Source organism: Bradyrhizobium sp. 159 (genome assembly GCF_023073795.1).
In the GTDB taxonomy this organism is placed as follows: Bacteria; Pseudomonadota; Alphaproteobacteria; order Rhizobiales; family Xanthobacteraceae; genus Bradyrhizobium.
Genome location: NZ_JADPKE010000039.1, coordinates 73,850 through 97,403, shown reverse-complemented (window position 1 = coordinate 97,403; position 23,554 = coordinate 73,850). Strand labels below are relative to the sequence as shown.

The 23,554-nt window shown below is 64.1% G+C and carries 21 protein-coding genes and 1 pseudogene; 14 read left to right on the top strand and 8 right to left on the bottom strand.

Annotation, left to right across the window (positions count from 1 at the left end):
• From IVA96_RS08475 to IVA96_RS08455, 5 genes and pseudogenes are all read left to right on the top strand, one after another.
• A pseudogene (locus tag IVA96_RS08475) lies at window positions 1-181 on the top strand (chemotaxis protein CheW); the annotation flags it as partial.
• A gap of 32 nt (window positions 182-213) precedes the next feature.
• The gene (locus tag IVA96_RS08470; RefSeq protein ID WP_027577509.1) at window positions 214-600 is read left to right on the top strand and encodes a response regulator; all 387 of its coding nucleotides are present in this window, start codon (window positions 214-216) and stop codon (window positions 598-600) included.
• Window positions 601-661: 61 nt separating this feature from the next.
• Complete coding sequence (locus IVA96_RS08465) at window positions 662-1,540, top strand: protein-glutamate O-methyltransferase CheR (protein WP_247279755.1); 879 nt, start codon at window positions 662-664, stop codon at window positions 1,538-1,540.
• 2 nt (window positions 1,541-1,542) lie between these two features.
• Window positions 1,543-1,860, top strand: coding sequence for a hypothetical protein (locus IVA96_RS08460; protein WP_011083221.1), 318 nt, complete (start codon window positions 1,543-1,545; stop codon window positions 1,858-1,860).
• 140 nt (window positions 1,861-2,000) lie between these two features.
• Entirely contained in the window at window positions 2,001-2,504 is a 504-nt protein-coding gene (locus tag IVA96_RS08455; protein WP_247279754.1) for a response regulator, read from the top strand.
• 179 nt (window positions 2,505-2,683) lie between these two features.
• Here IVA96_RS08455 and IVA96_RS08450 read toward each other — a convergent pair whose 3' ends face one another.
• Window positions 2,684-2,971, bottom strand: a complete 288-nt coding sequence (locus tag IVA96_RS08450) for a hypothetical protein (protein ID WP_247279753.1) — start codon at window positions 2,969-2,971, stop codon at window positions 2,684-2,686.
• A gap of 149 nt (window positions 2,972-3,120) precedes the next feature.
• On the opposite strand from IVA96_RS08450, the gene IVA96_RS08445 reads away from it, so the two are divergent.
• Complete coding sequence (locus IVA96_RS08445) at window positions 3,121-3,756, top strand: response regulator (RefSeq protein WP_091897867.1); 636 nt, start codon at window positions 3,121-3,123, stop codon at window positions 3,754-3,756.
• A 159-nt stretch (window positions 3,757-3,915) separates the two neighbouring features.
• Here IVA96_RS08445 and IVA96_RS08440 read toward each other — a convergent pair whose 3' ends face one another.
• From IVA96_RS08440 to IVA96_RS08430, 3 genes are all read right to left on the bottom strand, one after another.
• Window positions 3,916-7,512: a PAS domain S-box protein gene (locus IVA96_RS08440; RefSeq protein ID WP_247416812.1), complete on the bottom strand. Its 3,597-nt coding sequence runs from the start codon at window positions 7,510-7,512 to the stop codon at window positions 3,916-3,918.
• Complete coding sequence (locus IVA96_RS08435) at window positions 7,490-7,918, bottom strand: response regulator (RefSeq protein WP_247279751.1); 429 nt, start codon at window positions 7,916-7,918, stop codon at window positions 7,490-7,492. The genes IVA96_RS08440 and IVA96_RS08435 overlap by 23 nt, the downstream gene beginning before the upstream one ends.
• A 181-nt stretch (window positions 7,919-8,099) precedes the next feature.
• Window positions 8,100-8,816, bottom strand: a complete 717-nt coding sequence (locus IVA96_RS08430; RefSeq protein WP_247279750.1) for a GntR family transcriptional regulator — start codon at window positions 8,814-8,816, stop codon at window positions 8,100-8,102.
• Window positions 8,817-8,910: 94 nt separating this feature from the next.
• Here IVA96_RS08430 and IVA96_RS08425 point away from each other — a divergent pair, with 94 nt between their 5' ends.
• The 5 genes from IVA96_RS08425 (at window position 8,911) to IVA96_RS08405 (ending at window position 14,125) form a co-directional block, all read left to right on the top strand.
• Window positions 8,911-9,930, top strand: a complete 1,020-nt coding sequence (locus IVA96_RS08425; protein WP_247279749.1) for an ABC transporter substrate-binding protein — start codon at window positions 8,911-8,913, stop codon at window positions 9,928-9,930.
• Entirely contained in the window at window positions 9,930-10,691 is a 762-nt protein-coding gene (locus tag IVA96_RS08420; protein WP_247303978.1) for an ABC transporter ATP-binding protein, read from the top strand. Before IVA96_RS08425 ends, IVA96_RS08420 begins: the two co-directional genes overlap by 1 nt.
• Before the next feature lie 11 nt (window positions 10,692-10,702).
• Complete coding sequence (locus tag IVA96_RS08415) at window positions 10,703-11,566, top strand: ABC transporter permease (protein ID WP_247416810.1); 864 nt, start codon at window positions 10,703-10,705, stop codon at window positions 11,564-11,566.
• The gene (gene araD / locus IVA96_RS08410) at window positions 11,563-13,305 is read left to right on the top strand and encodes an L-arabinonate dehydratase (protein WP_247279746.1); all 1,743 of its coding nucleotides are present in this window, start codon (window positions 11,563-11,565) and stop codon (window positions 13,303-13,305) included. Before IVA96_RS08415 ends, araD begins: the two co-directional genes overlap by 4 nt.
• A gap of 100 nt (window positions 13,306-13,405) precedes the next feature.
• Window positions 13,406-14,125: a ribonuclease activity regulator RraA gene (locus IVA96_RS08405; RefSeq protein WP_247279745.1), complete on the top strand. Its 720-nt coding sequence runs from the start codon at window positions 13,406-13,408 to the stop codon at window positions 14,123-14,125.
• A 251-nt stretch (window positions 14,126-14,376) separates the two neighbouring features.
• Here IVA96_RS08405 and IVA96_RS08400 read toward each other — a convergent pair whose 3' ends face one another.
• On the bottom strand, window positions 14,377-16,476 hold the full coding sequence (locus IVA96_RS08400) for a S9 family peptidase (protein WP_247279744.1): 2,100 nt from the start codon (window positions 16,474-16,476) through the stop codon (window positions 14,377-14,379).
• 265 nt (window positions 16,477-16,741) lie between these two features.
• Between IVA96_RS08400 and IVA96_RS08395 the strand changes: the two genes are divergently transcribed.
• From IVA96_RS08395 to IVA96_RS08385, 3 genes are read left to right on the top strand one after another with little or no spacing between them, the layout of a single operon-like run.
• A complete protein-coding gene (locus IVA96_RS08395) occupies window positions 16,742-17,206 on the top strand; it encodes a hypothetical protein (RefSeq protein ID WP_247416805.1) in 465 nt (154 codons plus the stop codon).
• The gene (locus IVA96_RS08390) at window positions 17,146-18,177 is read left to right on the top strand and encodes an MBOAT family O-acyltransferase (protein WP_247416801.1); all 1,032 of its coding nucleotides are present in this window, start codon (window positions 17,146-17,148) and stop codon (window positions 18,175-18,177) included. The genes IVA96_RS08395 and IVA96_RS08390 overlap by 61 nt, the downstream gene beginning before the upstream one ends.
• Entirely contained in the window at window positions 18,177-19,283 is a 1,107-nt protein-coding gene (locus IVA96_RS08385; RefSeq protein ID WP_247416799.1) for a hypothetical protein, read from the top strand. Before IVA96_RS08390 ends, IVA96_RS08385 begins: the two co-directional genes overlap by 1 nt.
• Before the next feature lie 168 nt (window positions 19,284-19,451).
• Here IVA96_RS08385 and IVA96_RS08380 read toward each other — a convergent pair whose 3' ends face one another.
• From IVA96_RS08380 to IVA96_RS08370, 3 genes are all read right to left on the bottom strand, one after another.
• Window positions 19,452-20,639, bottom strand: coding sequence for an aminotransferase class V-fold PLP-dependent enzyme (locus IVA96_RS08380; protein WP_247279741.1), 1,188 nt, complete (start codon window positions 20,637-20,639; stop codon window positions 19,452-19,454).
• Between the two features lie 106 nt (window positions 20,640-20,745).
• A complete protein-coding gene (locus tag IVA96_RS08375; RefSeq protein WP_247279740.1) occupies window positions 20,746-21,477 on the bottom strand; it encodes a thermonuclease family protein in 732 nt (243 codons plus the stop codon).
• 272 nt (window positions 21,478-21,749) lie between these two features.
• Complete coding sequence (locus tag IVA96_RS08370; protein ID WP_247416795.1) at window positions 21,750-23,480, bottom strand: hypothetical protein; 1,731 nt, start codon at window positions 23,478-23,480, stop codon at window positions 21,750-21,752.
• Window positions 23,481-23,554: the final 74 nt, after the last annotated feature.

Here is a 23,554-nt window from a genome sequence, read left to right as displayed (position 1 = left end):
CGACCAGATCGGCGAGGTGCTGCGCCTGCCCGAGGACGGCAAGGAAGACAACCCCGTCAACCTCGACCCCCGCATGGCCAAGCTCGCCGGCGGCGTCCACCGCCTCGACGGCCAGCTCATGGTCGTCCTCGACGTCGATCGCGTCCTCGAGCTCGAAACCAAAGTGCAAATGGCTGCGTGAGCCAACCGAAACATCGAAGCCGGAGAACCGAAATGAAGACGTGTTTGGTGGTCGATGATTCCAGTGTCGTGCGCAAGATCGCGCGCCGGATCCTGGAAGGTCTCGAGTTCGAGGTCACCGAGGCCGAGGACGGGTCGAAGGCGCTCGAAATCTGCCAGCGCAAGCTGCCCGATGCGGTGCTGCTCGACTGGAACATGCCTGTGATGGACGGCTTCGAGTTCATGGGCCACATGCGTCGCCTGCCCGGCGGCGACCAGCCCAAGGTGGTGTTCTGCACCACCGAGAACAACGTGGCTCATATCGCCCAGGCGCTCAGCGGCGGCGCCAACGAGTACATCATGAAGCCCTTCGACAAGGACATTATCGCCGATAAATTCGCTGAAGTTGGTTTGATCCCGGTCGGGCAAGCCATGGTCTGAGTATGTCTGGCCCGCGTGTTTTGGCCAGAGTGTCCCGTGTACAGTTTCGAAGAGGCCATCAGTGACGCCGACCGAGTATGAGTATCTGCGCAAGTTCCTAAAGGATAATTCCGGTCTCGACCTATCCGCAGACAAGCAATATCTGATCGAAAGCCGCCTGCTGCCGCTCGCCCGCAAGGCCGGGTTCTCCGGCATCGCCGAGCTTGTGCAGAAGCTGCAAGCCGGCTCGCGCCCGCTGATCACCGACGTGGTCCAAGCCATGACCACCAACGAGACCTTCTTCTTTCGCGACAAGGTGCCGTTCGATCATTTCCGCGACACGATCATGCCCGAGGTCATCAAGGCGCGCGCCGGCCGCCGCAGCGTGCGCATCTGGTGCGCCGCCGGCTCGACCGGGCAGGAGCCCTATTCGCTGGCGATGTGCCTCAAGGAGATGGGCGCGGCCCTCGCCGGCTGGCGCATCGAGATCATCGCGACGGATCTGTCGCAGGAGGTGCTGGAAAAGGCCAAGGCCGGGGTCTACAGCCAGTTCGAGGTGCAGCGTGGCCTGCCGATCCAGATGCTGGTCAAATATTTCAAGCAGACCGGCGAGACCTGGCAGATCAATCCCGAATTGCGGGCGATGATCCAGCATCGGCAGCTCAACTTGCTGCACGATTTTGCCCAGCTCGGCACCTTCGACGTAATCTTCTGCCGCAACGTGCTGATCTATTTCGACCAGGACACCAAGATCAACATCTTCAACCGTCTGGCGCGCCAGATCGAGCCCGATGGCTTCCTGGTGCTGGGTGCAGCCGAGACCGTGGTCGGACTGACCGACACGTTCAGGCCGATTGCGGAACGGCGCGGCCTCTACAAGCCGAACGATCCGCGCACGGCGGCAGCCAAGCCGGCTCTGGCCGGCGCGGCCCCCCGCCTCGCGGTGATGGCAGGACGCTAAGCATGGCCGAGGATGGAAAAGGTGCGGAGCGCGTGACGTTCAGCCGTGGCTATGACGTCTGCATCATGGCGATCGACGGTACCTGGCGGCGCGACTGCAAGCTCAACGCGATCTCCGATACCGACGCCATCCTCACGGTGGAAGGCTCGATCCAGGGGCTGAACTTGAAAGAGTTCTTCCTGCTGCTGTCGTCAACTGGCCTCGCCTACCGCCGCTGCGAGCTGGTGCGCGTCAACGGCGCCGAGATGGACATCCAGTTCCTGCGTGGCAAGAACCGGAAGAAGCGCGGCGCGGCCGGCGGCCATGACGCCGCGGCCTGATCAGGGCGTGGCTGCCGCCGCGCTTTCCGCCACGTTGCTTTACATTTGCTGAAACATCCGAACCAATTTGCCGAAGCAGCTTTACGTCGTCTAAGCGCGAGCCGTGTAGCCATTGCTGGTCTCAATCTCAGGATACGGCAATGCCCAGAAGCTCTCTCTCTCCGATCCCGTCAAACCTGCCCGACGTCGCCGAGCGGCGTGCGCTTCAGCTCCTGGTGGTCGATGACGACGCCACGCAGCGCAGCCTGATCACGGTCGCCGCCAAGCAGGCCGGCCACGAAGTCACCGTGGCGCCGTCGGTGGCGGAAGCGATCAAGAAGCTCCGCGCCGCGCGCTTCGACTGCGTGACGCTCGATCTCGTGCTGGAAGATGGCGACGGAATCGACGTGCTGCGCGAGATGAAAGAGGCGAAATTCGCCGGCGCTGTGATCGTGATCAGCGGTATGGACGGCAAGCGCCGCAGTGCCGCCCGCAGCTTCGCCCGTTCCGTCGGGATCGAGCTCCAGAGCCTGCCGAAGCCGCTGGATCTCGCGGCCCTGCGCATCAGCCTGGCTAATCTCAGCAAGACCGCGATGGGCTTGCCCGCAATCCACACTTGGGGTGGTGTCGCCACCGAGGCGATCGTGGAACGGCACCGCGCCTGAAGCATGATCCGGACCCGAAGGGCCGCGTTAGCGCAAAGTGCGAAGCGGTTTTCCGAAAAGATCATGCTCAAACAACAGCCTAAAGCGCGATGACGATTGATCCTGATCTCGTCGCGCTTTAGCTGCGGAGCTGCCATGCGATCGGATGCGGCTGCTGCGCCGCCGCGCTGATCGCGATGCTACGCGTCGCTGGATTCCGATAGGCATTGCAGGGCGTGGCGAAGCCCCGCCCGGCAGGCGCCGAGGGCGGCGCTCGCGGTGGCGTATGGGGGCGTGACGTCGTCGAGGATGAAGACGTCCGCGGAACTTTCCGGATCATCGCCGTGTTCTTGATCCATGGCTGCGGCGATCCGGCGCATGCTGGTCTCGATCTGCGCGATCAGCAAGCGAAGGTCAGCCGCAATCAGCTCACGGCTCTCGACTTCGGGCGTTGCGACCAACGGCGGCGTATCGGCCAAATTTAGCATGGATATTCTCCGTCCCCTGCAATTAGGCGCCATGCCGCTACTTGTGCGTTAAGTCCGTGTCCCGTACAAATACGGGTGGGCCGAATCCGCGCCGAACGCCATAACGGTTGGCGCGGACGCGAGTCCTTCATGCCAACCGGATGTGGCACATGGCCGAACAAAGCTCTCGCGGTGAAATCTTCGTGGTCGACGACGACCCTGCCGTTCGCGACACCTTGTCGATGGTGTTGAAGGCGGCGGGCTATGAGGTGATCTGTTTTGCGGACGGCGCAGCGCTGCTCTCCGTCGCGCGAAACCGCACACCGGCTGCGATCCTGCTCGACGTGCATATTCCCGGAAAGTCGGGCCTCGACATTCTCAAGGAATTGCACGGCGAGGACTATCCGGCGCCGATCTTCATGATCTCCGGGCAGGGCGACATCGCGATGGCGGTGGGCGCGATCAAGAGCGGTGCGCTCGACTTCATCGAGAAGCCATTCCGCGGCAGCGAGATTGTCGGCCGACTCGACGAGGCGATCGGCGCCTATGCACGACGGCAGGCGGAGAACGCGTCGCCGAAATTCGGTTCGCTGCATTTCCCCGGACGCGAGCCGTTGACGCGCAGGGAGCGCGAGGTGCTCGAGCAGTTCGCCTCCGGTGCATCCAACAAGGAAGCCGGCCGTACGCTCGGCATCAGCCCGCGTACCATCGAGGACCACCGCGCCAACATCATGAAGAAACTCGGCGCGCGCAATGCCGCCGACCTGATCCGCATCGTGATGACCGCAGCCCAGCGCGCGTCGTAGGACGAGATCTCTCTTTCGTGCCCCGGACCCAGCGCGTCACGCAGTGATGCGCTGCCGAGCCGGTGTCCATCTTTTCAACTGATCGCAAGAAGTTCTGGGTTCCGACTGTGCGGCGCAGCGTTCTACGTTGCGCACTTGTCCGGGACACGCGAACATGCCTCACTCGCTCAATGCCTTTCGGATGATCCGCGCCAGATCGGACTTGCGATAAGGCTTGGCCAGCAGCAGCACGCCCGCATCCAGCCGGCCATGATGGATGATCGCATTCTCGGTATAGCCGGACGTGTAGACTACCCTGAGATCGGGGCGGGTCTTCTGGAGCTCGTCGGCGAGCTGACGTCCGTTCATCTTGCCGGGCATGATGACGTCGGTGAACAGGAGGTCGAACGGCTTGCCTGCGGCGACGATCGCGAGCGCCTCGGCCGCGTTCGCGGCCTGCAAGGTGACGTATCCCAGCGAATGCAGCTGAGCCAATACGTAGTCACGGACCAGCCGGTCGTCCTCGACCACAAGGATGGTCTCGTGCCCGCCCTCGATTGGCGCCGCCGTCACACCCTCGCCGACCGCCGTCGGTGTCTTGCCCGGCGGCAGGTACATCTTGATCGTGGTGCCGTGGCCTTCCTCGCTGTAGATCTTGATGTGCCCAGCGGACTGCTTGATGAAGCCGTAAACCATTGAGAGTCCGAGTCCGGTGCCCTTGCCCGGGCCCTTCGAGGTGAAGAAGGGATCGAACACCCTGGGCAGCAAGTTCGCAGGGATTCCGGTGCCGGTGTCGCTCACGGCAATCAGCGCGTAGTGCCCCGGCGGTACGTCGTTGGCGCTGGCATAGACCTCGTCGAGATAGGCGGCGCCCGTCTCCAGGATCAGCTTGCCGCCGCCTGGCATGGCATCGCGGGCATTGAGCGCGAGGTTGAGGATGGCAGTGGTGAGTTGGTTGGGATCGACGATCGCGACGCAGCTCTCGTCCTCGAATGCCGATTCGATCTGGATCTGCTCGCCCAGCGTCGGGCGCAGCAGTTTCGCGGTGTCCACGATCAGCGAGTTGATGTCGACCTCGCGCGGCTGGAGCGGCTGCTTGCGCGCGAAGGCGAGCAGGTGCTGGGTCAGATCGGCGCCGCGCGCGGCCGCCTCGTCGATCATCTTGGTGATGGCCGCGAGTTGCGGCTCCTTCTCGACCGCCTCCGCCAGGATCTCGATGGTTCCGGTGATGACGGTGAGGATGTTGTTGAAGTCGTGCGCCACGCCGCCGGTAAGCTGGCCTACGGCCTCCATCTTCTCGGCATGACGGATGCGCTCCTCGGCGGCGATCTTGTCGGTGAGGTCGCGGTAGAAGACGTTGAACAGCAGGCCCTCGCGGCGCTTCAGCGCGGTGACGCTGAGCTCGGCCCTGAACTCCTTGCCGTCGCGGCGGCGGCACATTAGCTCGCGGCGCCGATTCAACGTCCTGTCGCCCTCGTTTTCCAGGAAGTGCTTCAGGCCGGTCCAGACCCTTTCGCGTTCGCTTTCGGCGACGATCAGATCGATCGTGTTCTTGCCGAGCACCTCGTCGCGGCGCCAGCCGAACAGCCGTTCGGCTTGCGAATTCCAGTTCAGGATGCTGCCGGTCTCGTCGGTCTGCACGAACGCATCGAGCGAGGTCTCGACGATGTTGCGGGCGAGACGTTCGCTCTCGCGCAGCGATTCCTGCGCGAGCCGCGCCTCCGTCATGTCGCGTCCGACGAAGAAGAAGCGCTGCGCCTGCTCGGACCAGTTGCCGAGCCAGGACAGCCAGACCTCGTGTCCGTTCTTGTGGAAGCAGCGCGTATCAGCGAGCTTCGGCCGCTCACCGCGCCGCATCACGCGCATGTTCTGGCGAGACTGCTCCAGATGGTCGGGATGAACGAAGTCGGCGCCGTTGCGGCCGATCATCTCCTCCGGCGGGTAGCCGAGAATGGCCTCGCTGCTCGGGCTGATCTGCGCGATGTGGCCGTGCGCGTCCATCACCATGATCAGGTCCTGCGACGTCTCGAAGATCTGCCGCCGCTCCTCGAGCTGCTGCTGCAGCGCCCGTTCGGCCCGCCGCGCCTCGGTGAGGCTGCGCGCAGATCCGGAGGCACCGACGATCTCGCCCGACGGTCCCCTGATCGGCGAGAGGCTGAGCGAGATCTCGACCGGAGTGCCGTCCTTGCGCAAGCGCACCGTCTCGAACCGTTCTATTGGTTCGCCTCGGGCGATCCGCTGCAAATAGAGCTTGCCCTGCTCGCGGCGATCGGCAGGTACGATGATCGCGGTGGATTTCCCGATCGCCTCGTCCGCCGAATAGCCGTAGAGGCGTTCGGCAGCCGGATTCCAGCCCGTGATGATCGCATCGAGCGTCTGCATCACGATCGCATCGTCGGATGATTCCACTGCGGCGCTGAACAAGCGCTCGCGCGCCGCATGATGGCTTCGGGCTGCCTCGGTGCGGCGATGCTCCTCGATCTCGCGTTGGAGCGCGGCCGTTTTCGCCCGGGTCTCCTCAACCATCTGGGCAAAGGCCCGTGCCAGCACGCCGGTCTCGCCGCTGGCATCGACCGGTATGTCCGCGGGACGCCCGTCGCCGATGGCTTCCACGGCCGCGGTCAGGCGCCCGATCGGGCGCGTCAGCGAGCGCGCCAGGAGCACCGCGAGTAAAGCTGCAGCGAGCACGGCAAGCCCGCCGACGAGCAAGGACGTTCTTTGAATGGCTGCCGGCACGAGGCCGAACACCGGCGGGGGAATCGTCTCGATGATCGCAACCCATTCCTTGCCCACGAGCAGCGCCGGCGCGATGGCAGCCCCGCTCGGGCGGCCCGATCCGTCGGTCATGAGCCGCGTGGATCCTTCCAGCGTCCCGGCCAAGGCTGCAAAATATGGAAAATCCTTGCGCCAGTCGTTGGGACGATCATGCAATGCGCCGAATTCCCGCGTGCGATCGGGATGGACGAGATAGTCGCCGCGCGAATTCACGACGTAGATCTCTCCTCCTGAGGCAGCCGTCGCTCGGACGCGCTCGAGGGCCGGACGCATGTCGATATTGGCAATGATGATGCCGAACGGCCTGCCGTCCGACGTGAACAGGGGTGTGGCGACGCGCAACGTCGGAACGTGGGAGGCGGTGGTTCCCCCCTGGCGCGTGGCGAGATTGATCGGGGAAACATAGATTTCACCCGCCGCCAGTCGAATCGTCTCCTGGAAGTAGGTTCGTTCGCCCTTGCGCTCCAATTCGTCGGTGGGGACGATCCGCGCCTTTCCATTCGGGCCGGAGCGATCGACGCGGACCAGCTCGCGCTGGTCGTCGTCCAGACCGATGATGCGAAACTGGCCGTAGCTGGGCTTGGCGTCGATCTCGGCGGCGAGCCGCGCGGCGATGCGCTCGCGCCAGGTTTGTTCCGAAACTCCGTCGGATGGGTCGATGCCTCCACCAATGCGAGCGCGGATCAGGCCGTTGATGGCTGCGGCCGAGCGGTAGCCGAGCAGGTCGCCGCGCGCGCCGGCAACGTAGGATTCGAGATTGGTTGCCAGCAGCCGTGACTGGGCTTCGACGCGTTCCAGCACCCGCGGAATGACGGCTTGGGTGGTGTTGCGATAGCCCAACCATCCGACTGCGGCCACGGTCACCGCCACCAGCAGGATCATCGCGATGGCAAGCCGCGTTGCGAGCGTCATGGGGATATTCACACCGCTTCCCGAATGGCCGCGCCTGTTCCGGCCTGTAACGGAATGAAGCTCCTTGTCATCGCTGGCCGGTGCTGACATCCGGATTCCCCAGCGATGCCGCCTGTGCCGTGCCTAGGCAACCATCGACCGCCGCGAGCAGCGCGCCTGGTCGGAACGGCTTTTGCAGGCTTGCCTCTGCGCCGAGCTTGGTTGCCATCTTCAGGAAATCCGGCTCCGCATAGGCGTCCGGCGCGGCCGAACGGCCCGAAATGACGATGATCGGGATGGCCGGTGCCAGCACCCGGATGTGGCGCATCGTTTCCAGCCCGTCCATGCCGGGCATGAAAATGTCGAGAAACAACAGGTCGAACCGGCTAGCCTCGAACAGCGCTAGTCCCTTGCGGCCATCGCCGGCGACGGTGACGTGATGACCGGCCCTCTCCAGGAGCAGCCGGATCGTGATCTGCACGGCCGCGTCGTCATCCACGATCAGGATGTTGGCCACGTCTGAAATCCTCCGGACCGGATGGAACATTCCCAGCGGCCCAAATCAAATCATCAAACACGAAATTGTTGCGCGGATTCTGCCCAGCCTGCAAGCGCTTCGCGAGCGACACCATTCCGTTCGAGGCCAACCGATCCCGCCAACTATATGCATGCTCTCGTGCATAAGGGGCCCGGGACTCCTAGTCGGTCAGATACTCGGGATAGCGGCTTCGAATCTTGTCCAGCTCGCTCAGCGTGCCCGACAGATGCATGCGCAAATGCTGTTGCGCGGCCTCGGCGTCTCCAGCCTCGATCGCGCGCGTGATCAGTCTGTGGTGACGGACGATGTTCTGGGCCTTGCCAGGCGAGGGCAAATGCAGCCGTCGCAGTCGATCGATATGTCCGCTGCGGCTGCGCACCAGCGTCCAGAGCTCCTGCTTGCCGGCGGCCGCATAGAGCTGCGCGTGAAAATCATTGTCGCCGGCAATGAAGCTCTCGAAGTCGCCGGCCTTGGCGAATTGCTGCTGCAGCGCGATCGCGTGGTCGAGGCGGATGACGAGAGCCGCGTCATGCCTTTCCGCGAGCAGACGGACGATTTCGAGCTCCAGCGCCTGGCGCAGGAAATGCGCCTGCTCGGCGCGACCGACATCGACCCGGCTGACCACGGTCGCGTGCTGCGGAAACACGTCGACGAGCCCTTCTTCCTCCAGCCGCATTAGGGCGTCGCGGATCGGCGTCGAGCTGACGCCGAATTGCGCTGCGAGATCGGTGCGCGACAGCGGCGCGCCTGGCGGCAGCTCGAGCGCGAGAATCGCGTTGCGCAGCCGCTCGAACACCTGCGGCGCGGCCTGCCGGGCCCGGTCGAGCCGCGCGCCGGAGCGGGCGGCGGCACGGGGTGCGGGATGGGTTGATTCCATGGCGACGGCTCCGGCGGGCTTGCCATTGATGCACTAATGCATTAGTGCATCAATGGCATCGCACGTCAATGGCGGCCGGAAGAAACGAACAACAATGATGAAGCAATTGCAGAGTGGGTTTGCAGCCATCGCCCTGATCGCCGCGATCACCCTGGCGGGCTCGCCGGCCAAGGCTCAGCAGAAGTCCGAAATCGCGCTGTCGCGTCAGCCCGGCATCTTCTACATGCCGAGCCACATCATGGAGAAGCTGAAGCTGATCGAGAAGCACGCGGCTTCCCTCGGCGTATCCGGTGTCACCACCAAATGGATCACCTTCTCCGGCGGCGGGGCGCAGACCGACGCGCTGCTCGCCGGCGGCGTCGACATCCTCAACACCGGCACCGGCAATCTGCTGCTGCTGTGGGATCGCACCCGCAGCGGCGTGAAGGGCATCGTCGCCACCTCCGCGCAGCCGATGACGCTGATCAGCCGCGACGCCAACATTAAGTCGATCAAGGATTTCGGCCCGGGCGACAAGATCGCGGTGCCGACCGTGAAGGTTTCGACCCAGGCGATCGTGCTTCAGATCGCGGCCGCCGAGGCTTTTGGTGCCGACCAATGGTCGAAGTTGGATGCCAGCACCGTGCAGCTCGGTCACCCCGACGCCTATGCGGCGCTGTCCAACCCCAAGCATGAGGTGCACAACCACTTCTCGATCCCGCCCTTCACCTTCCTGGAGCTGAAGAACGTGCCGGGTACGCATGTGGTGCTGTCGTCGCCCGACGTGATGGGCGGCCCGCTCAGCCAGGCCCAATTCTTCACCACGACGAAGTTTGCCGACGCCAATCCAAAAATCATCCAGGCCGTGCGCGACGCCACCAAGGAAGCGCAGGATCTGATCCGCAGCGATACCAAGCAGGCGGTCGAGATCTACAAGGAGATCACCGGCGACAAGACATCGGTGGAAGAGCTGCTCGATCTCCTGAAGGAGCCCGGCATGATGGAGTGGAATCTCGAGCCGCAGGGCACGATGAAATTCGCCGCCCATCTCTACAAGACCGGAACGCTGAAGAATCAGCCCAAGGCCTGGACGGATTACTATCTTCCCGTCGCCCACGATCTGAAGGGCAACTGATGGCACTGCTCGACGTCAGCGGCGTGACGCTGCGCTACAAGACCTCCAGTGCCGTCGTCACCGCCACGGAAAAAGTGAGCTTCACCGTCGATCGGTCCGATCGCTTCGTGTTGCTCGGTCCCTCCGGCTGCGGCAAGTCGACCCTGCTCAAGGCCGTCGGCGGCTACATGATTCCGGGCGAAGGCCGCATGACCATCAACGGCCGCGAGATCGTTGGTCCCGGCGCCGACCGCATGATGATCTTCCAGGAGTTCGACCAGCTCCTGCCCTGGAAGACCGTGCTCGCCAATGTGATGTTCCCGCTGCTCACTGCGAGAAAGCTGTCGCGCAAGGACGCCGAGGCGAAAGCGCGAGCCTATATCGAAAAGGTCGGCCTCACCCGCGTTGTCGATGCCTATCCGCACACGCTCTCCGGCGGCATGAAACAGCGCGTCGCGATCGCGCGCGGCATGGCGATGGAGCCGGACATCCTGCTGATGGACGAGCCGTTCGCCGCGCTCGACGCGCTGACGCGCCGGACCTGCCAAGACGAGCTGCTCCAGCTCTGGAGCGAAACCAAGTTCACCGTGCTGTTCGTGACCCACTCGATCGCGGAGGCGATCCGCATCGGTAACCGCATCCTCTTGCTGTCGCCGCATCCCGGCCGCGTCAAGGCCGAGGTGGTCGATGTCGACAAGGTCTCCAATGGCGACGGCAGCGCCGGCCGGCTCGAGAAGGAGATCCACGATCTCCTGTTCGCCTCCGAAGCCGTGGCGCATTGAGGGAGTCTCTGATGGGTGAAGCGAGAATCCTGCTGCGCGACGCTTCGGCTGCCGCATCTACCGGCGCCGGCGACGTCGAGCGCAAGCTCAGCGTGCCTGAGCTGCTGTGGAACGACGGTTTCGTCCGCAAGACCGTTATTATCCTGTTCCTCGCGGCGGTCTGGGAGGCCTACGGCGTCACCCTCGACAATCCCCTGCTGTTTCCGACGTTGCACGACGCCTTCGTCACGCTGTTCGAGCGCGTCAAGGACGGCACCATTCCGATGCGGGCCTGGACCTCGCTGAAGGTGCTGTTCATGGGCTACTCGGCCGGCATCGTGCTGGCGGCGATCTTCACCGTGCTCGCCATCTCCACCCGCATCGGCACCGACTTCCTCGAGACCGTGACGGCGATGTTCAACCCGTTGCCGGCAATCGCGCTGCTGCCACTGGCGCTGATCTGGTTCGGCCTCGGCAACGGCAGTCTCGTCTTCGTGCTGATCCATTCGGTGCTGTGGCCGGTCGCGCTCAACACCCATTCCGGCTTCAAGAGCGTGTCCAACACGCTGCGCATGGTCGGCCGCAATTACGGCCTGCGCGGTCTGCCTTACGTCGCCAAGATCCTCATACCCGCGGCCTTCGGCTCGATCCTCACCGGCCTCAAGATCGGCTGGGCGTTTGCCTGGCGCACGCTGATCGCGGCCGAGCTGGTGTTCGGCGTGTCCTCGGGCCAGGGCGGCCTCGGCTGGTTCATCTTCGAGAACCGCAATCTGCTCGACATTCCTGCCGTCTTCGCAGGCCCCTTGACCGTGATCATCATCGGGCTCTTTGTCGAGAACCTGATCTTCCGCGCCATCGAGCGGAACACCGTCCAGAAATGGGGCACCCAATCATGACCAAGAACAACAAGAAAACGCCCGACCAGCTCCGCAGCGCGCGCTGGTTCGCGCCCGACGATCTCCGCTCGTTCGGCCACCGCTCTCGCACCATGCAGATGGGCTACGCGCCGGAAGAGTGGAAGGACCGGCCGATCATCGCGATCCTCAATACCTGGTCGGATGCGCAGCCCTGCCACATGCACTTCAAGTCGCGCGTCGACGACGTCAAGCGCGGCATCCTGATGGCCGGCGGCCTGCCGCTGGAGCTGCCGGCACTGTCGCTGTCGGAATCGCTGCTCAAGCCCACCACCATGCTCTACCGCAATCTGCTGGCGATGGACGCCGAGGAATTGCTGCGCAGCCATCCCGTCGACGGCGTGGTGCTGATGGGCGGCTGCGACAAGACGACGCCGGCGCTGCTGCTAGGGGCAACCTCGATGAACATCCCGGCGATCTATCTGCCGGCCGGTCCCATGCTGCGCGGAAATTGGAAGGGCAAGACGCTCGGCTCGGGCTCAGACGGCTGGAAATATTGGGACGAGCGCCGCGCCGGAAAAATCTCCGACAAGGACTGGCTCGACATCGAGGCCGGCATTGCCCGCAGCTACGGCACATGCATGACCATGGGCACGGCCTCGACCATGACGGCGATCGCGGAAGCGATCGGCATGACGCTGCCCGGCGCGTCCTCGATTCCGGCCGCCGATGCCAACCACATCCGCATGGCCTCCGAATGCGGCCGCCGCATCGTCGAGATGGTGTGGGAGGATCTGACGCCGAAGACGATCCAGACACGCCAGGCGTTCGAGAACGCGCTTGCGGTCGCGATGGCGATGGGGTGCTCGACCAATGCCATCATCCATCTGATCGCTCAGGCCCGCCGCGCCGGCCAAGACATCAGCCTTGACGATTTCGAGATCGCGAGCCGCAAGGTACCTGTGATCGCTAACGTGCGGCCGAGCGGCGATACGTACCTGATGGAGGATTTCTTCTATGCCGGCGGCCTGCCGGCGCTGATGGGCCAGATCAAGCCGCATCTGCATCTCGACTGCGTTACGGTCACCGGCAAGACGCTGGGCGAGAACATCGAGGGCGCCGAGGTCCACAATGCCGATGTGATCCGCTCGGTCGACAATCCCATCTACAAGGAAGGCGCGCTCGCCGTGCTCAAGGGCAATCTCGCGCCCGACGGCTGCGTCATCAAGCCCTCCGCCTGCGCGCCGCGCTTCCTCAAGCACACCGGACCTGCGCTGGTGTTTGACGATTATCCCGCGATGAAGAAGGCGGTCGACGATCCCAATCTCGACGTCACCGAGGATCACATCCTGATCTTGCGCAATGCCGGGCCGCAGGGCGGACCGGGCATGCCGGAATGGGGCATGCTGCCGATCCCGACAAAACTCGTGAAGCAGGGCGTGCGCGACATGGTGCGCATCTCGGATGCACGCATGAGCGGCACCAGCTATGGCGCCTGCATCCTGCACGTTTCGCCTGAGTCCTATATCGGCGGCCCGCTGGCGCTGGTCCGGAACGGCGATCGCATCACGCTCGACGTTGCCGCGCGCACCATCAATCTCGATGTCTCCGAAGCCGAGCTGGAAAAGCGCCGCGCCGCCTGGAAACAGCCCGAGCCCCGCTTCGAGCGCGGCTATGGCTGGATGTTCACAAAACACATCAAGCAGGCCAATGACGGCTGCGACTTCGACTTCCTCGAGACAGATTTCGGCGCGCCGGTCGGCGAGCCTTCGATTTTCTAGTTTCACCGTCGTTCCAGGGCGATGCGAAGCATCGAACCCGGAACCTCGAGATTCCGGGCTCGCTTCGCGCCCCGGAATGACGAACGAGAGAAAGCACGCCATGACCAAACTTTCCGAAGCCACCCGCAATAAGCTCAAATCCGTCTCCACCGCCACGGTCGCCACCGCGCTGTTCAAACGCGGCCTGCGCATCCAGATGATCCAGGATGTGCATCCCCTCAGTCCCGACCAGCCGACCATGGTTGGCGAGGCCTTCACGCTGCGCTACATGCCGGCGCGCGAGGATCTCAACACCATCGACGTCTTCAAGGACCGCTCCCATCCGCAACGCAAGGCGGTCGAGGATTGTCCGCCCGGGGCGGTGCTGGTGATGGACAGCCGCAAGGACGCGCGCGCGGCTTCGGCAGGAGCGATCCTGGTGACTCGCTTGATGAAGCGCGGCGTCGCCGGTGTCGTCACCGATGGCGGCTTTCGCGATTCCGCCGAGATCGCGAAACTCGGCTTCCCCGCGTTTCATCACCGCCCCTCGGCGCCGACCAATCTGACACTGCATCAGGCAATCGAGATCAACGTGCCGATCGGCTGCGGCGATGCGCCGGTGTTCCCCGGCGACGTCATTCTCGGCGATTCCGACGGTGTCATCGTCATCCCCGCGCATCTCGCCGACGAGATCGCCAACGAGACGTTTGAGATGACGGCATTCGAGGACTTCGTCACTGAGGAAGTCGGCAAAGGCCGCAGTATTTTTGGTCTTTACCCCGCGACCGACCCGCAGACGCTGACTGATTTCGCGGAGTGGCGGACGAAGAACGGGCGCTAATTTCTTCGCTTGTTCCCGTTGCGCTGGCAATGGCACATAGGAGCGATTTCGTCTGTGGCCATCCTTCGAGACGCCCGCCGTTGGCGGGCCCTCAGGATGAGGAAGCGAGTGTGCGGCGGCAGTTCAACGAGTACCAACGCTGCCTAGCCTCATCCTGAGGAGACCGCGAAGCGGGCGCCTCGAAGGACGAGGCGCGCGCTCAGGTCGCGCTAAACGCCATATGGTTGCCGGAAAGGGGGAGAGGCAGAAGATCACGCTTCCGCCATCCCCGCCGCCCACAGTGCGAATGCGTAGACGATCGCGACTTCATCGAGCCGGTCGAAGCGGCCCGAGGCGCCGCCATGGCCGGCCCCCATGTTGGTACGCAGCAACACCGGGCCGCCGCCGGTCATGGTCGCGCGCAGGCGCGCGATCCATTTCGCAGGCTCCCAATAAGTGACGCGCGGATCGGTCAATCCGCCCATCGCCAGGATCGCCGGATAGTCCTTCGCCGCGATATTGTCATAAGGCGAGTAGGACAGGATGGTGCGAAAATCCTTCTCGCTTTCGATCGGGTTGCCCCATTCCGGCCATTCCGGCGGCGTCAGCGGCAGCGTGTCGTCGAGCATGGTGTTGAGCACGTCGACGAACGGCACTTCGGCAACGATGCCGGCGAACAGTTCGCCGGCGCGATTGGCAACCGCGCCCATCAGCATGCCGCCAGCCGAGCCACCATGGCCGATAATGCGTTTGGCGCTGGTGTATTTCGCATCAATCAGCGCCCGGGCGCTGGCGGCAAAATCGTCGAACGAATTCGTCTTCTTCTCGCGCTTGCCGTCGAGATACCAGCCCCAGCCCTTGTCGGCGCCGCCGCGGATATGGGCGATGGCATAGACGAAGCCGCGGTCGACCAGCGACAGCCGGTTGGCGCTGAAAGAGGCCGGCATCGCCATGCCGTAGGAGCCGTAACCATAGAGCAGCAGCGGCGCCGAGCCGTCCAGCGTGAACCCACGACGATGCAGGATCGACACCGGCACCTCGGCGCCGTCATGCGCCTTCGCCATGATGCGCGTAGTGACGTAGTCGGCGGCATCATGGCCGGACGGAATCTCCTGACGCTTGCGCAAGGTGCGGGTGCGCTTGACCATGTCGTAATCATAGACCTCCGACGGCGTCGTCATCGACGAATAGGCGAAACGCAGATTTGTCGTCTCGAATTCGTAGGAGCCCATCGTGTCCAGCGAATAGGCGGCTTCGTCGAAGGCGATGGCGTGCTCCTCGTTCGAGGCGAGATCGCGGATCACGATCGCCGGCAGCGCATTGGCGCGCTCGAGCCGTACCAGATGTCCGGCATAGAGATCGAGGTCGATGATGTAGATGCCGGGACGATACGGGATCAGGTCGCGCCAGGTCTTGCGCTCGGGCGCGCCGAGCGGCGCCGTGACGATCTTGAAGTCGATGGCGTCGTCGGCATTGGTGAGAATGAAGAGCTCGTCGCCGCGATCGGCCAGCGAATATTGCACGCTCTCTTCGCGCGCTGCGACCAGGCGCGGCGGCGCCTCGGGATTTGCGAGGTCGATCAGCCGTTGCTCGGAGGTCTCGTGGTCGCCGCCGGCGATCACGCAGAAGCGGCCGCTGGTGCTCTCGTGCAGGTGGGTGAACCAGCCGGCATCCTGCTCCTCATAGACGAGTGTGTCGTCGGCCTGCTTGGTGCCGAGCCTGTGCCGCCACACCTGCATCGGCCGATGATTGTCGTCGAGCTTCACATAGAAGAAGCTCTTGCAATCTTTGCTCCAGACGATGCCGCCGTCGGTCTCCTCGACGATATCGTCAAGGTCCTTAGCCGTAGCCCAATCACGCACGCGGATCGAAAAATATTCGGAGCCCTTGGTGTCGGCGCTCCAGGCCTGGAGCTTGTGGTCGTGCGAGTGCCGGCTGCCGCCGAATTTGAAGTATTTGTGGTCCTTGGCGAGTGCGTCGCCGTCGAGCACGATCTGACCTTCGCCGCCGTCGCGCGGCATGCGGCCGAACAGCTCGTGCTGCCCGCCCTCGCGAAACCGGCGGAAATAGGCGAAGGGACCGTCGGGCGAGGGCACGCTGGAATCGTCCTCCTTGATCCGCCCCCGCATCTCGCGCACCAGCGTCTTCTGGAGAGTGGCGGTGTGGCCAAGCAGGCTCTCGGTGTAGACGTTCTCCTCATCCAGATATTTGCGGATGTCGGGATCGAGCACGCTGGGATCGCGCAAAACCTCCTGCCACTTCTCGTCCTTCAGCCAGGCATAGTCGTCGGTCACGGTGATGCCGTGCCGCGTGAAGGAATGCGGCCGGCGCGGGGCGACGGGCGGCTGGGAAGGTGTTTTGGCCTGTGTCACTCGATCCTCGTTCATGTCTCGTCGGAACCCAGATCGTCATGCGCGGGCTTGACCCACGCATCCATCAAGAACGAAGTTCGGAGTGATGGATTGCCGGGTCAAGCCCGGCAATGACGGCCATGGGCGGCGGCAGGTCGCGCATCATATGGCGACGGGACCGCGAATTGCTAGCGCAGCTAGCGGCAAGGACCGTGCCAGCTCACCGGGTTGTTGACCTCGCCCTGGTATGCTTTACGGCCCATATCCCCGCCGCCGGTGCAGCCTGATGCTGTTCAATTCCTATCCGTTCATCCTGCTGTTCCTGCCGCCCGTGTTGGCTGGCTACTTCTGGCTCGGGCGGCGCAGCAATCTGGCGCCGGTGATCTGGCTGGCGGCGGCCTCGCTCGCTTTTTACGCCATCGGCAGCTGGCAATTCCTGGCCCTGTTGCTGATCTCGATCGCCTTCAACTATGGCGTCGGCCATCTCCTCATCGTGGCGAAGCTCACGTCGCCGCACCGAAAGGCGGCGCTCGCTCTTGGTGTCATCGGCGATCTCCTCGTGCTCGGCATCTTCAAATATGCCGGCTTCGTCACCGAGAACATCAATGCTCTGGTCGGCACGCATTCGCGGTCCACATCCTGCTGCCGGTCGGCATCTCCTTCTACACGTTCACCCAGATTGCGTTCCTGGTGGACGCTTATCGCGGGCAGGTCGCGGCCTATGCGCTGCCGCACTACGCGCTGTTCGTGACCTATTTCCCGCATCTGATCGCAGGACCGATTCTCCATCACAAGGACATGATCCCGCAATTCGAACGGAAGGAGAGCAAGCTTCCGGATGCGCATCTGATCCTGTGCGGGGTCATCATCTTCGCCATCGGCCTGTTCAAGAAGACGTGTCTTGCCGACGGCATCCAGCCACTGGTTGCGCTCGCCTTCGAGACGCGCTCGCCGAGCTTTGACCAGGCCTGGTGTGGTGCGCTCGCCTACACGCTCCAGCTTTATTTCGACTTCTCCGGCTATTCCGACATGGCGATCGGGATTTCGCTGATGTTCGGCATCTTCCTGCCGGTGAACTTCAACTCGCCCTACAAGGCCGTCAGCATCGTCGAGTTCTGGCGGCGCTGGCACATGACGCTGTCGCAGTTCTTGCGCGACTATCTCTACATCCCGCTTGGCGGCAATCGCAGGGGCCGTATGCTGCGCTACGTCAATCTGATGCTCACGATGCTGCTCGGTGGGCTCTGGCACGGCGCGGCCTGGACGTTCGTGGTGTGGGGTGCGCTGCACGGCGCCTATCTCTGCATCAATCATGCCTTCAACGCGCTGGTGCCGGACGTTCCATCGCTTCTTGCGAGGCCGGTCCGCATCGCTGGCGCAGTGCTGACCTTCCTCGCCGTCGTCGTCGCCTGGGTGTTCTTCCGCGCCGAGAGCGTTGCCTGGGCGTTGCGGGTGCTCCACGCGATGGCTGATCTCTCGAACATCGTCTTCGGCCGCGAGGAGATCGCAGCGCTGGTGCAGGTCACGATTTACGCCGCACTGGTGTGGCTGGCGCCGAACACGCAAGGCATCATGGGATACGATCACGCCAGCCGCAGGGTCGGCGAGCACTTGCGGGCAGGGCGGATGCGGCCGCTGGTGCTCTATGGGGCATCGCTGGTGCTCGCGTTCGGCATTCTGGGTATCCAGAGCCACAGCGAATTCATCTATTTCCGGTTCTGATGCGCACGCCGTTCACACACCTAAGGCGTCTTCTGCTCGCGAGCATTGCGTGCGTTCTGGGCGCGGCGGCACTCAACTACGTCGTCGATCCCCTGCAACTGTTCCGCCCTTCGTACCTCGTCGCAGCCTTCTATTCCGAGGACACGCGCGTGCAGAATGCCGGGCTGATCCGCAGCCAGTCGTTCGACACCGCCTTCATGGGCACCTCACTCGCGATCCATTTCCGCCAGAGCGAGATCGATCGTGCGCTCGGCGTCCGTTCGCTCAAGCTGGCGATGACCGGCTCCAATTCGCGCCAGCAGGCTTTTGTGCTGGAACAGGCCATCGAGCGCGGCGCAAAGCGGGTGATCTGGGCGATGGACGACTTCATCTTTATCGATGCCGCCGACATCGAGGCCGATCCCTATCTGTCCGTCGATCTCTATCGCAGGACGGCCAGGGGGATCGGGTCTTATCTTTTCAGCGCTGCGATGGTGAAGGAATCCGGGTTCGCATTGCTGCGATCGGTCCCGCCATTGCGAGAGCCGCTGACCCGGGCGGCGCCCTATCTCCCCCTTAGGTTTGCGCTGTCCGACGTCGATGACATCTACGCGCTGCCGCGGGATTTTGACGTCGCGAGCGGCTACAATGCGCAGCGGACGCTTGCCGCCTTCGCCTACATCACCGCTCCCGCGCGCAGCCGTTTCCTCGGTGAAGGCTATGGTTACGATGCCATGGTGCGGCATTTCGAGTGCGATGCGGTCGGCCTGATCACGCGCCATCCGGACGTGACCTTCGACATCTACTTCCCGCCCTATTCGATCCTGCAATTCGTCGCGATGCGCGATGCATCCCCCGAGACGCTGAAGATCGTCACCGATCTCACCGCACGCAATGCGCAAGTCCTGACGCAGCTTCCCAACGTGCGCCTGCACGATTTCCGCGCGATCAAGGAGGTGACGCACGATCTCCGCAATTACAGCGACGTCATCCACCATTCGCCGGTGATTGATGCGAAGGTGCTGAAGTGGCTGGCGAGTGGGGAGTACGTGGTTGATCCCAGCAAGCCGACTGCATCGCTGGATGAGCTGAAAGCGCAGGTCGAGGCGTATCGCGTCGAGCGCTGATCTTCCCCTCTCCCCTTGTGGGCGAGGATGGCTCACGCCGCGTCGCGGCGAGACGGGTAAGGGGTTTTTACCCTCGAGTCCGTCTGCCGGTACTGCTCGCGGAGACAACCCCTCATCCGGCGCTACGCGCGGCACCTTCTCCCACAAGGGGAGAAGGACAAAGCGCGCCTACACCGCCACTTCCTCGCCGAGATACGCGACGGCCGCTTCCAGCCCGCCCTTGCCGTGCGGGATCTTCAGCGCATTGAGCCCGATCTCGATCACACCCAACGTGCCGAGCAGCATCGGCGCATTCACATGGCCCATATGGGCGATGCGGAAGGCTTGCCCCGAGAGATCGCCGATGCCGGTGCCGAGCACGACGCCGCACTTCTCCTTGCAATAGCGTTGCAGCACGGCCGGATCATGGCCGTTGCTCATGGTCACCGTGGTCACGGTGTTGGAGCGCTCGCTGGCTTCCGCCACGTTGAAGCCGAGCACCTGGCCTTCCGACCATACGTTGACCGCGCGGCGCGCGGCTTCGCCGAGCAGGCTGTGGCGGCGGAACGCGTTCTCCAGTCCTTCCTCGTGCAGGAGATCGATCGCCTGGCGCAGCGCGAACAGCAGATGCACCGGCGCGGTGCCGGCATATTTGCGATAGTGCTCGGTGCCCTCGCGCTCGCTCCAGCTCCAATAGGGCGTCGCCATGTTGGCTGTTTTGTGCACCTCGCGCGCACGCGAATTAGCGGCGACGAAGCCAAGGCCCGGCGGCGTCATCAGACCCTTCTGCGAGCCGGACATGGCGACGTCGATGCCCCATTTGTCCATCTCGAACGGCATGCAGCCGAGCGAGGCGACAGTGTCGACCATGTACAGCGCGGGATGCCCGCTGGCCTTGATCGCCTTGCCGATCGCCTCGATGTCGTTCTGCACGCCAGAGGCCGTGTCGACCTGGACGACGACGACCGCCTTGATGGTGTGCTCCTTGTCGCGGCGCAGGCGCTCCTCGACCTCGTGCGGCCGCACCGCGCGGCGCCAGTCGCCCTTGAGCACCTCGACCTCGGCGCCCATCAGCGCCGCCGCATTGCCCCAGCCGATCGCAAAACGCCCGCTCTCCAGCACCAGCACCTTGTCGCCGCGCGACAGCACGTTGCTGAGCGCCGCTTCCCAGGCGCCGTGGCCGTTGGCGATGTAGATGTAGGACTTGCCCTCGGTCGAAAACAGCTTCGAGATGTCACTGAGCAGGCCCTCGGTCAGGTCGGTCATCTGTTTGGAGTAGATGTCGATCGCCGGACGGTGCATCGCCTGCAGCACCTCGTCGGGCATCGTGGTGGGCCCGGGGATGGCCAGAAATTCCCGGCCCGCGCGAACGGTCATTGCTGTTGGTCCTTGTTTTTGGAGGACAAGCTGGTGGGTCGCTGAATCACACTTTTACGCGGCGGCGCGCCCATAGAAAAGCACGTTAAACGCAGGGCTGTAGCGCTTATCTCCTGGTCTCGCGGCAGCCCGCGGCTTCCGCCTCTTCCACCGAGCAGAACCAGCGGGTGCCCTTGCTGATCTTCATCCTGATCTGGGTGTACCAGCGGCTGCTCGGCTGGTGGTAGATGCATTCGCCGGCGCTGTTGACGTTGCCCTTGATGGTGCAATCAGGCGAAGGCGCGACCGGTCCCGAGGCCGAGGCGAGCAGCACCGCATGGGCGCCGTCGGGCGGCTTGGTGGCGCCCAGGATGGCCGTCTTCTTGTTGCGGACGCGCCAGTCCCAGGGCGCGATGAAGGCGCCCTGCCACATCCCGGCCTTGGCCTCCCGTGCAGCGGCTTCGTCCGCGTCGTAATCATGGGACATGCGGGTGTAGGCCAGCGCCCAGCCGCTGCGCACCAGCCATTTCTGGATGTCCTCGCCGCCGACCTCGCAGCGCGCCACGGTGCGGCCGCGCCGGTCGATGGCGCGGGTGTGGCACACCCAGCTCTTGCCCTCGGTATGTTTGGCGAGCTCGTCACGTGCGGCGACGCCGCAGGTCCAGCGCTCGGTCTTGGTGTTGAGGCAGAGCTGGTCGAGCGCGGGGGCGTCGATGCCGCCGAGCCGCACCCGCGTGTTGCCGATCACCACCGTATCGCCGGCGCGCACTTTTGCCATGCCGGTGATGTCGGCGGCCTGCGCCAGCGAGGGCAAGGATAAGCCGAGCAAGAACAGCGCAATCAGGACTTTTCGCAACATGCCGGTCCGCGTGTGATGAAAATCTCGATAGACCCCGCGATTGTGGTCAGCTTTGGGCCACTCGGCCAGCGCCTGCCTAACAGATGGGCTTTCAACTTCCCGTCATTGTGGCGGCTCACCACTCTCGTGTCCCGGACGCGCTGCAGCGTGAAACGCTGCTGCGCAGAGCCGGGACCCAGAAAATCACGGACATAATTCTTGGTGACATGGGCCCCGGCTCTGCAGCGCACCGCTGAAGAAGCGCTGCGCTGCGTCCGGGGCACGAGACCAGCTCACCCCCGCCCCACCATCGCTCGCCGGGCCACCGCCAGCCCCATCAGCACGAAGGCCGACGTCACCTCCGGCCCGCCGACCAGAATTCGCGTCGGTGTCTTCATCTTGTTCCATTCATAGGCACGGAACGGGCCACGGCGTCCGCCTTCGCCGAGGCTCGCGACGATCACGTTCAGCGCCGGCGCGAAGGCGCGCGGGTCGGCGCCGAGATGGCCGAGCGCGATCAGCGCCAGTGCGGCGTCGAACGCGTTCATCTCGGCGGCCATCAACTCGCCTTTGACGTAGGACAGCACGCGGTGGCGGATGAAATCGAAATCGCCGTGAGGATCGATCGCGGCCTGCGCCGCCAGTGGCAGCGCCAGGAACGCTGCGTAACAACGGCCGAAATAGGCACTGTAGAGCTCCGGCAGATAATAAACGTGCGAGCGCGGATTGGCGAAAGCGCCGCTGGCCGCCAATCGCTTCTGAAAACCGATGATGCGATGCACGGTGGCGAGCCGCGATGGCGTCTCAAGAATCTTCCAGCGCGCCAGGTTGCGGAAGCTGACCTCGAGAACGTCGAGATTGAGCGTCGGATCGAGATCGTTGCCGTAAGGACGCTCGCCCGCGAGATTGTCGATCCAGGTCGCAACGCCACCCTCGTAGTCGATATGGTCGTTCAGCGGCACCGTCACGCGCGGCGCGTTGACGCCGGCGCGGACCTGGTAGCCGGCGTAGAAATCCAAGAGCGGCTGGTCGATGATCGGATCGGTGCAGCCGGCCTGCGTCGCTGCCGAGATCGAGCAGGCCGTGGTGTCGCAATCCGGCACGTAGATTCCGAAGCCGAGATCCTGCTTGATCTGGGCGAAGAAGCGGGAGAAGCGCGGATGCGGTGCCGGCGCGAGCGCCGTGATGACATTGAACCGCGCGCCGTCGATGCCCTCGACCTCCTCGCGGCTGATATTGATGCAGAAATCCACCATATTGGCGATCGCGCGCTCTGCCGCGACCTTGTCGGCGGGTGAGGCCAGTCCGGTCTCGACATAGCTCAGCAGCGCCTCGATGAAGAACGCATCGTAATAGGCCGAGCGGTGGCGGATCTGCACCGGCTCCCACATCGGCTCGGCAACCCCTCGCCAGGGCGGATGGACCACGGCGCGCGCCGGCGAACGCGCGATGAAGACGCGGGCGAGGTTGAACAGCAGCGAGGAGTTCTTGTAGCCGCGCGCGTTGAGGCCCGTGAGCGCCATGATCAGCTCGCGTCCGCGACAATCGGGATCACCGATCAGGTTGAAGGCGGCGTAGGTCGGCAGGAAACCGTTCTTGCGGTACGAGCCGAGCAGGTGCTGTGCGCAGTCGCGGATCACGCCGTCGATCTGCGATTGTTGCGGCGCCTTGCCGACGAACATGGCCGGCGGCGGCCTGGGATGGTCGAGCGCGATGCTGTCGACGAGATCGGCCACGGGCTGGCCGACGGCCGCCCAGTCGGGCTCGGCCTCGTCGCGGGCATGGGCGAGCGCTTGGCGCAGCGCCGTCAGCCTCGCTTCGTCGCGCAGCTCGGGCAGTCCGGCCCGTCGCAGCAGCATCCGTAGCGCGGGATTGCCGAGCGCAGTCTTGTAGAATTTGGCCAGATGCGGATCGCCGCTGGCCTGAGCCGCCAGCACGGGATCGCACACCTCGTAAAGCGAGGGGCCGTCCTTCCGCGCCGTCAGCGCCCGGCAGGCGGCGCCGGCAAAATATTGAAAGCTCATGAAATACCTGGTCGCGGGGCATGGGCCGGGGGCCGGCCGGCACGCTCCCAGCCGCGCGCCACCCCCTGCAAGTC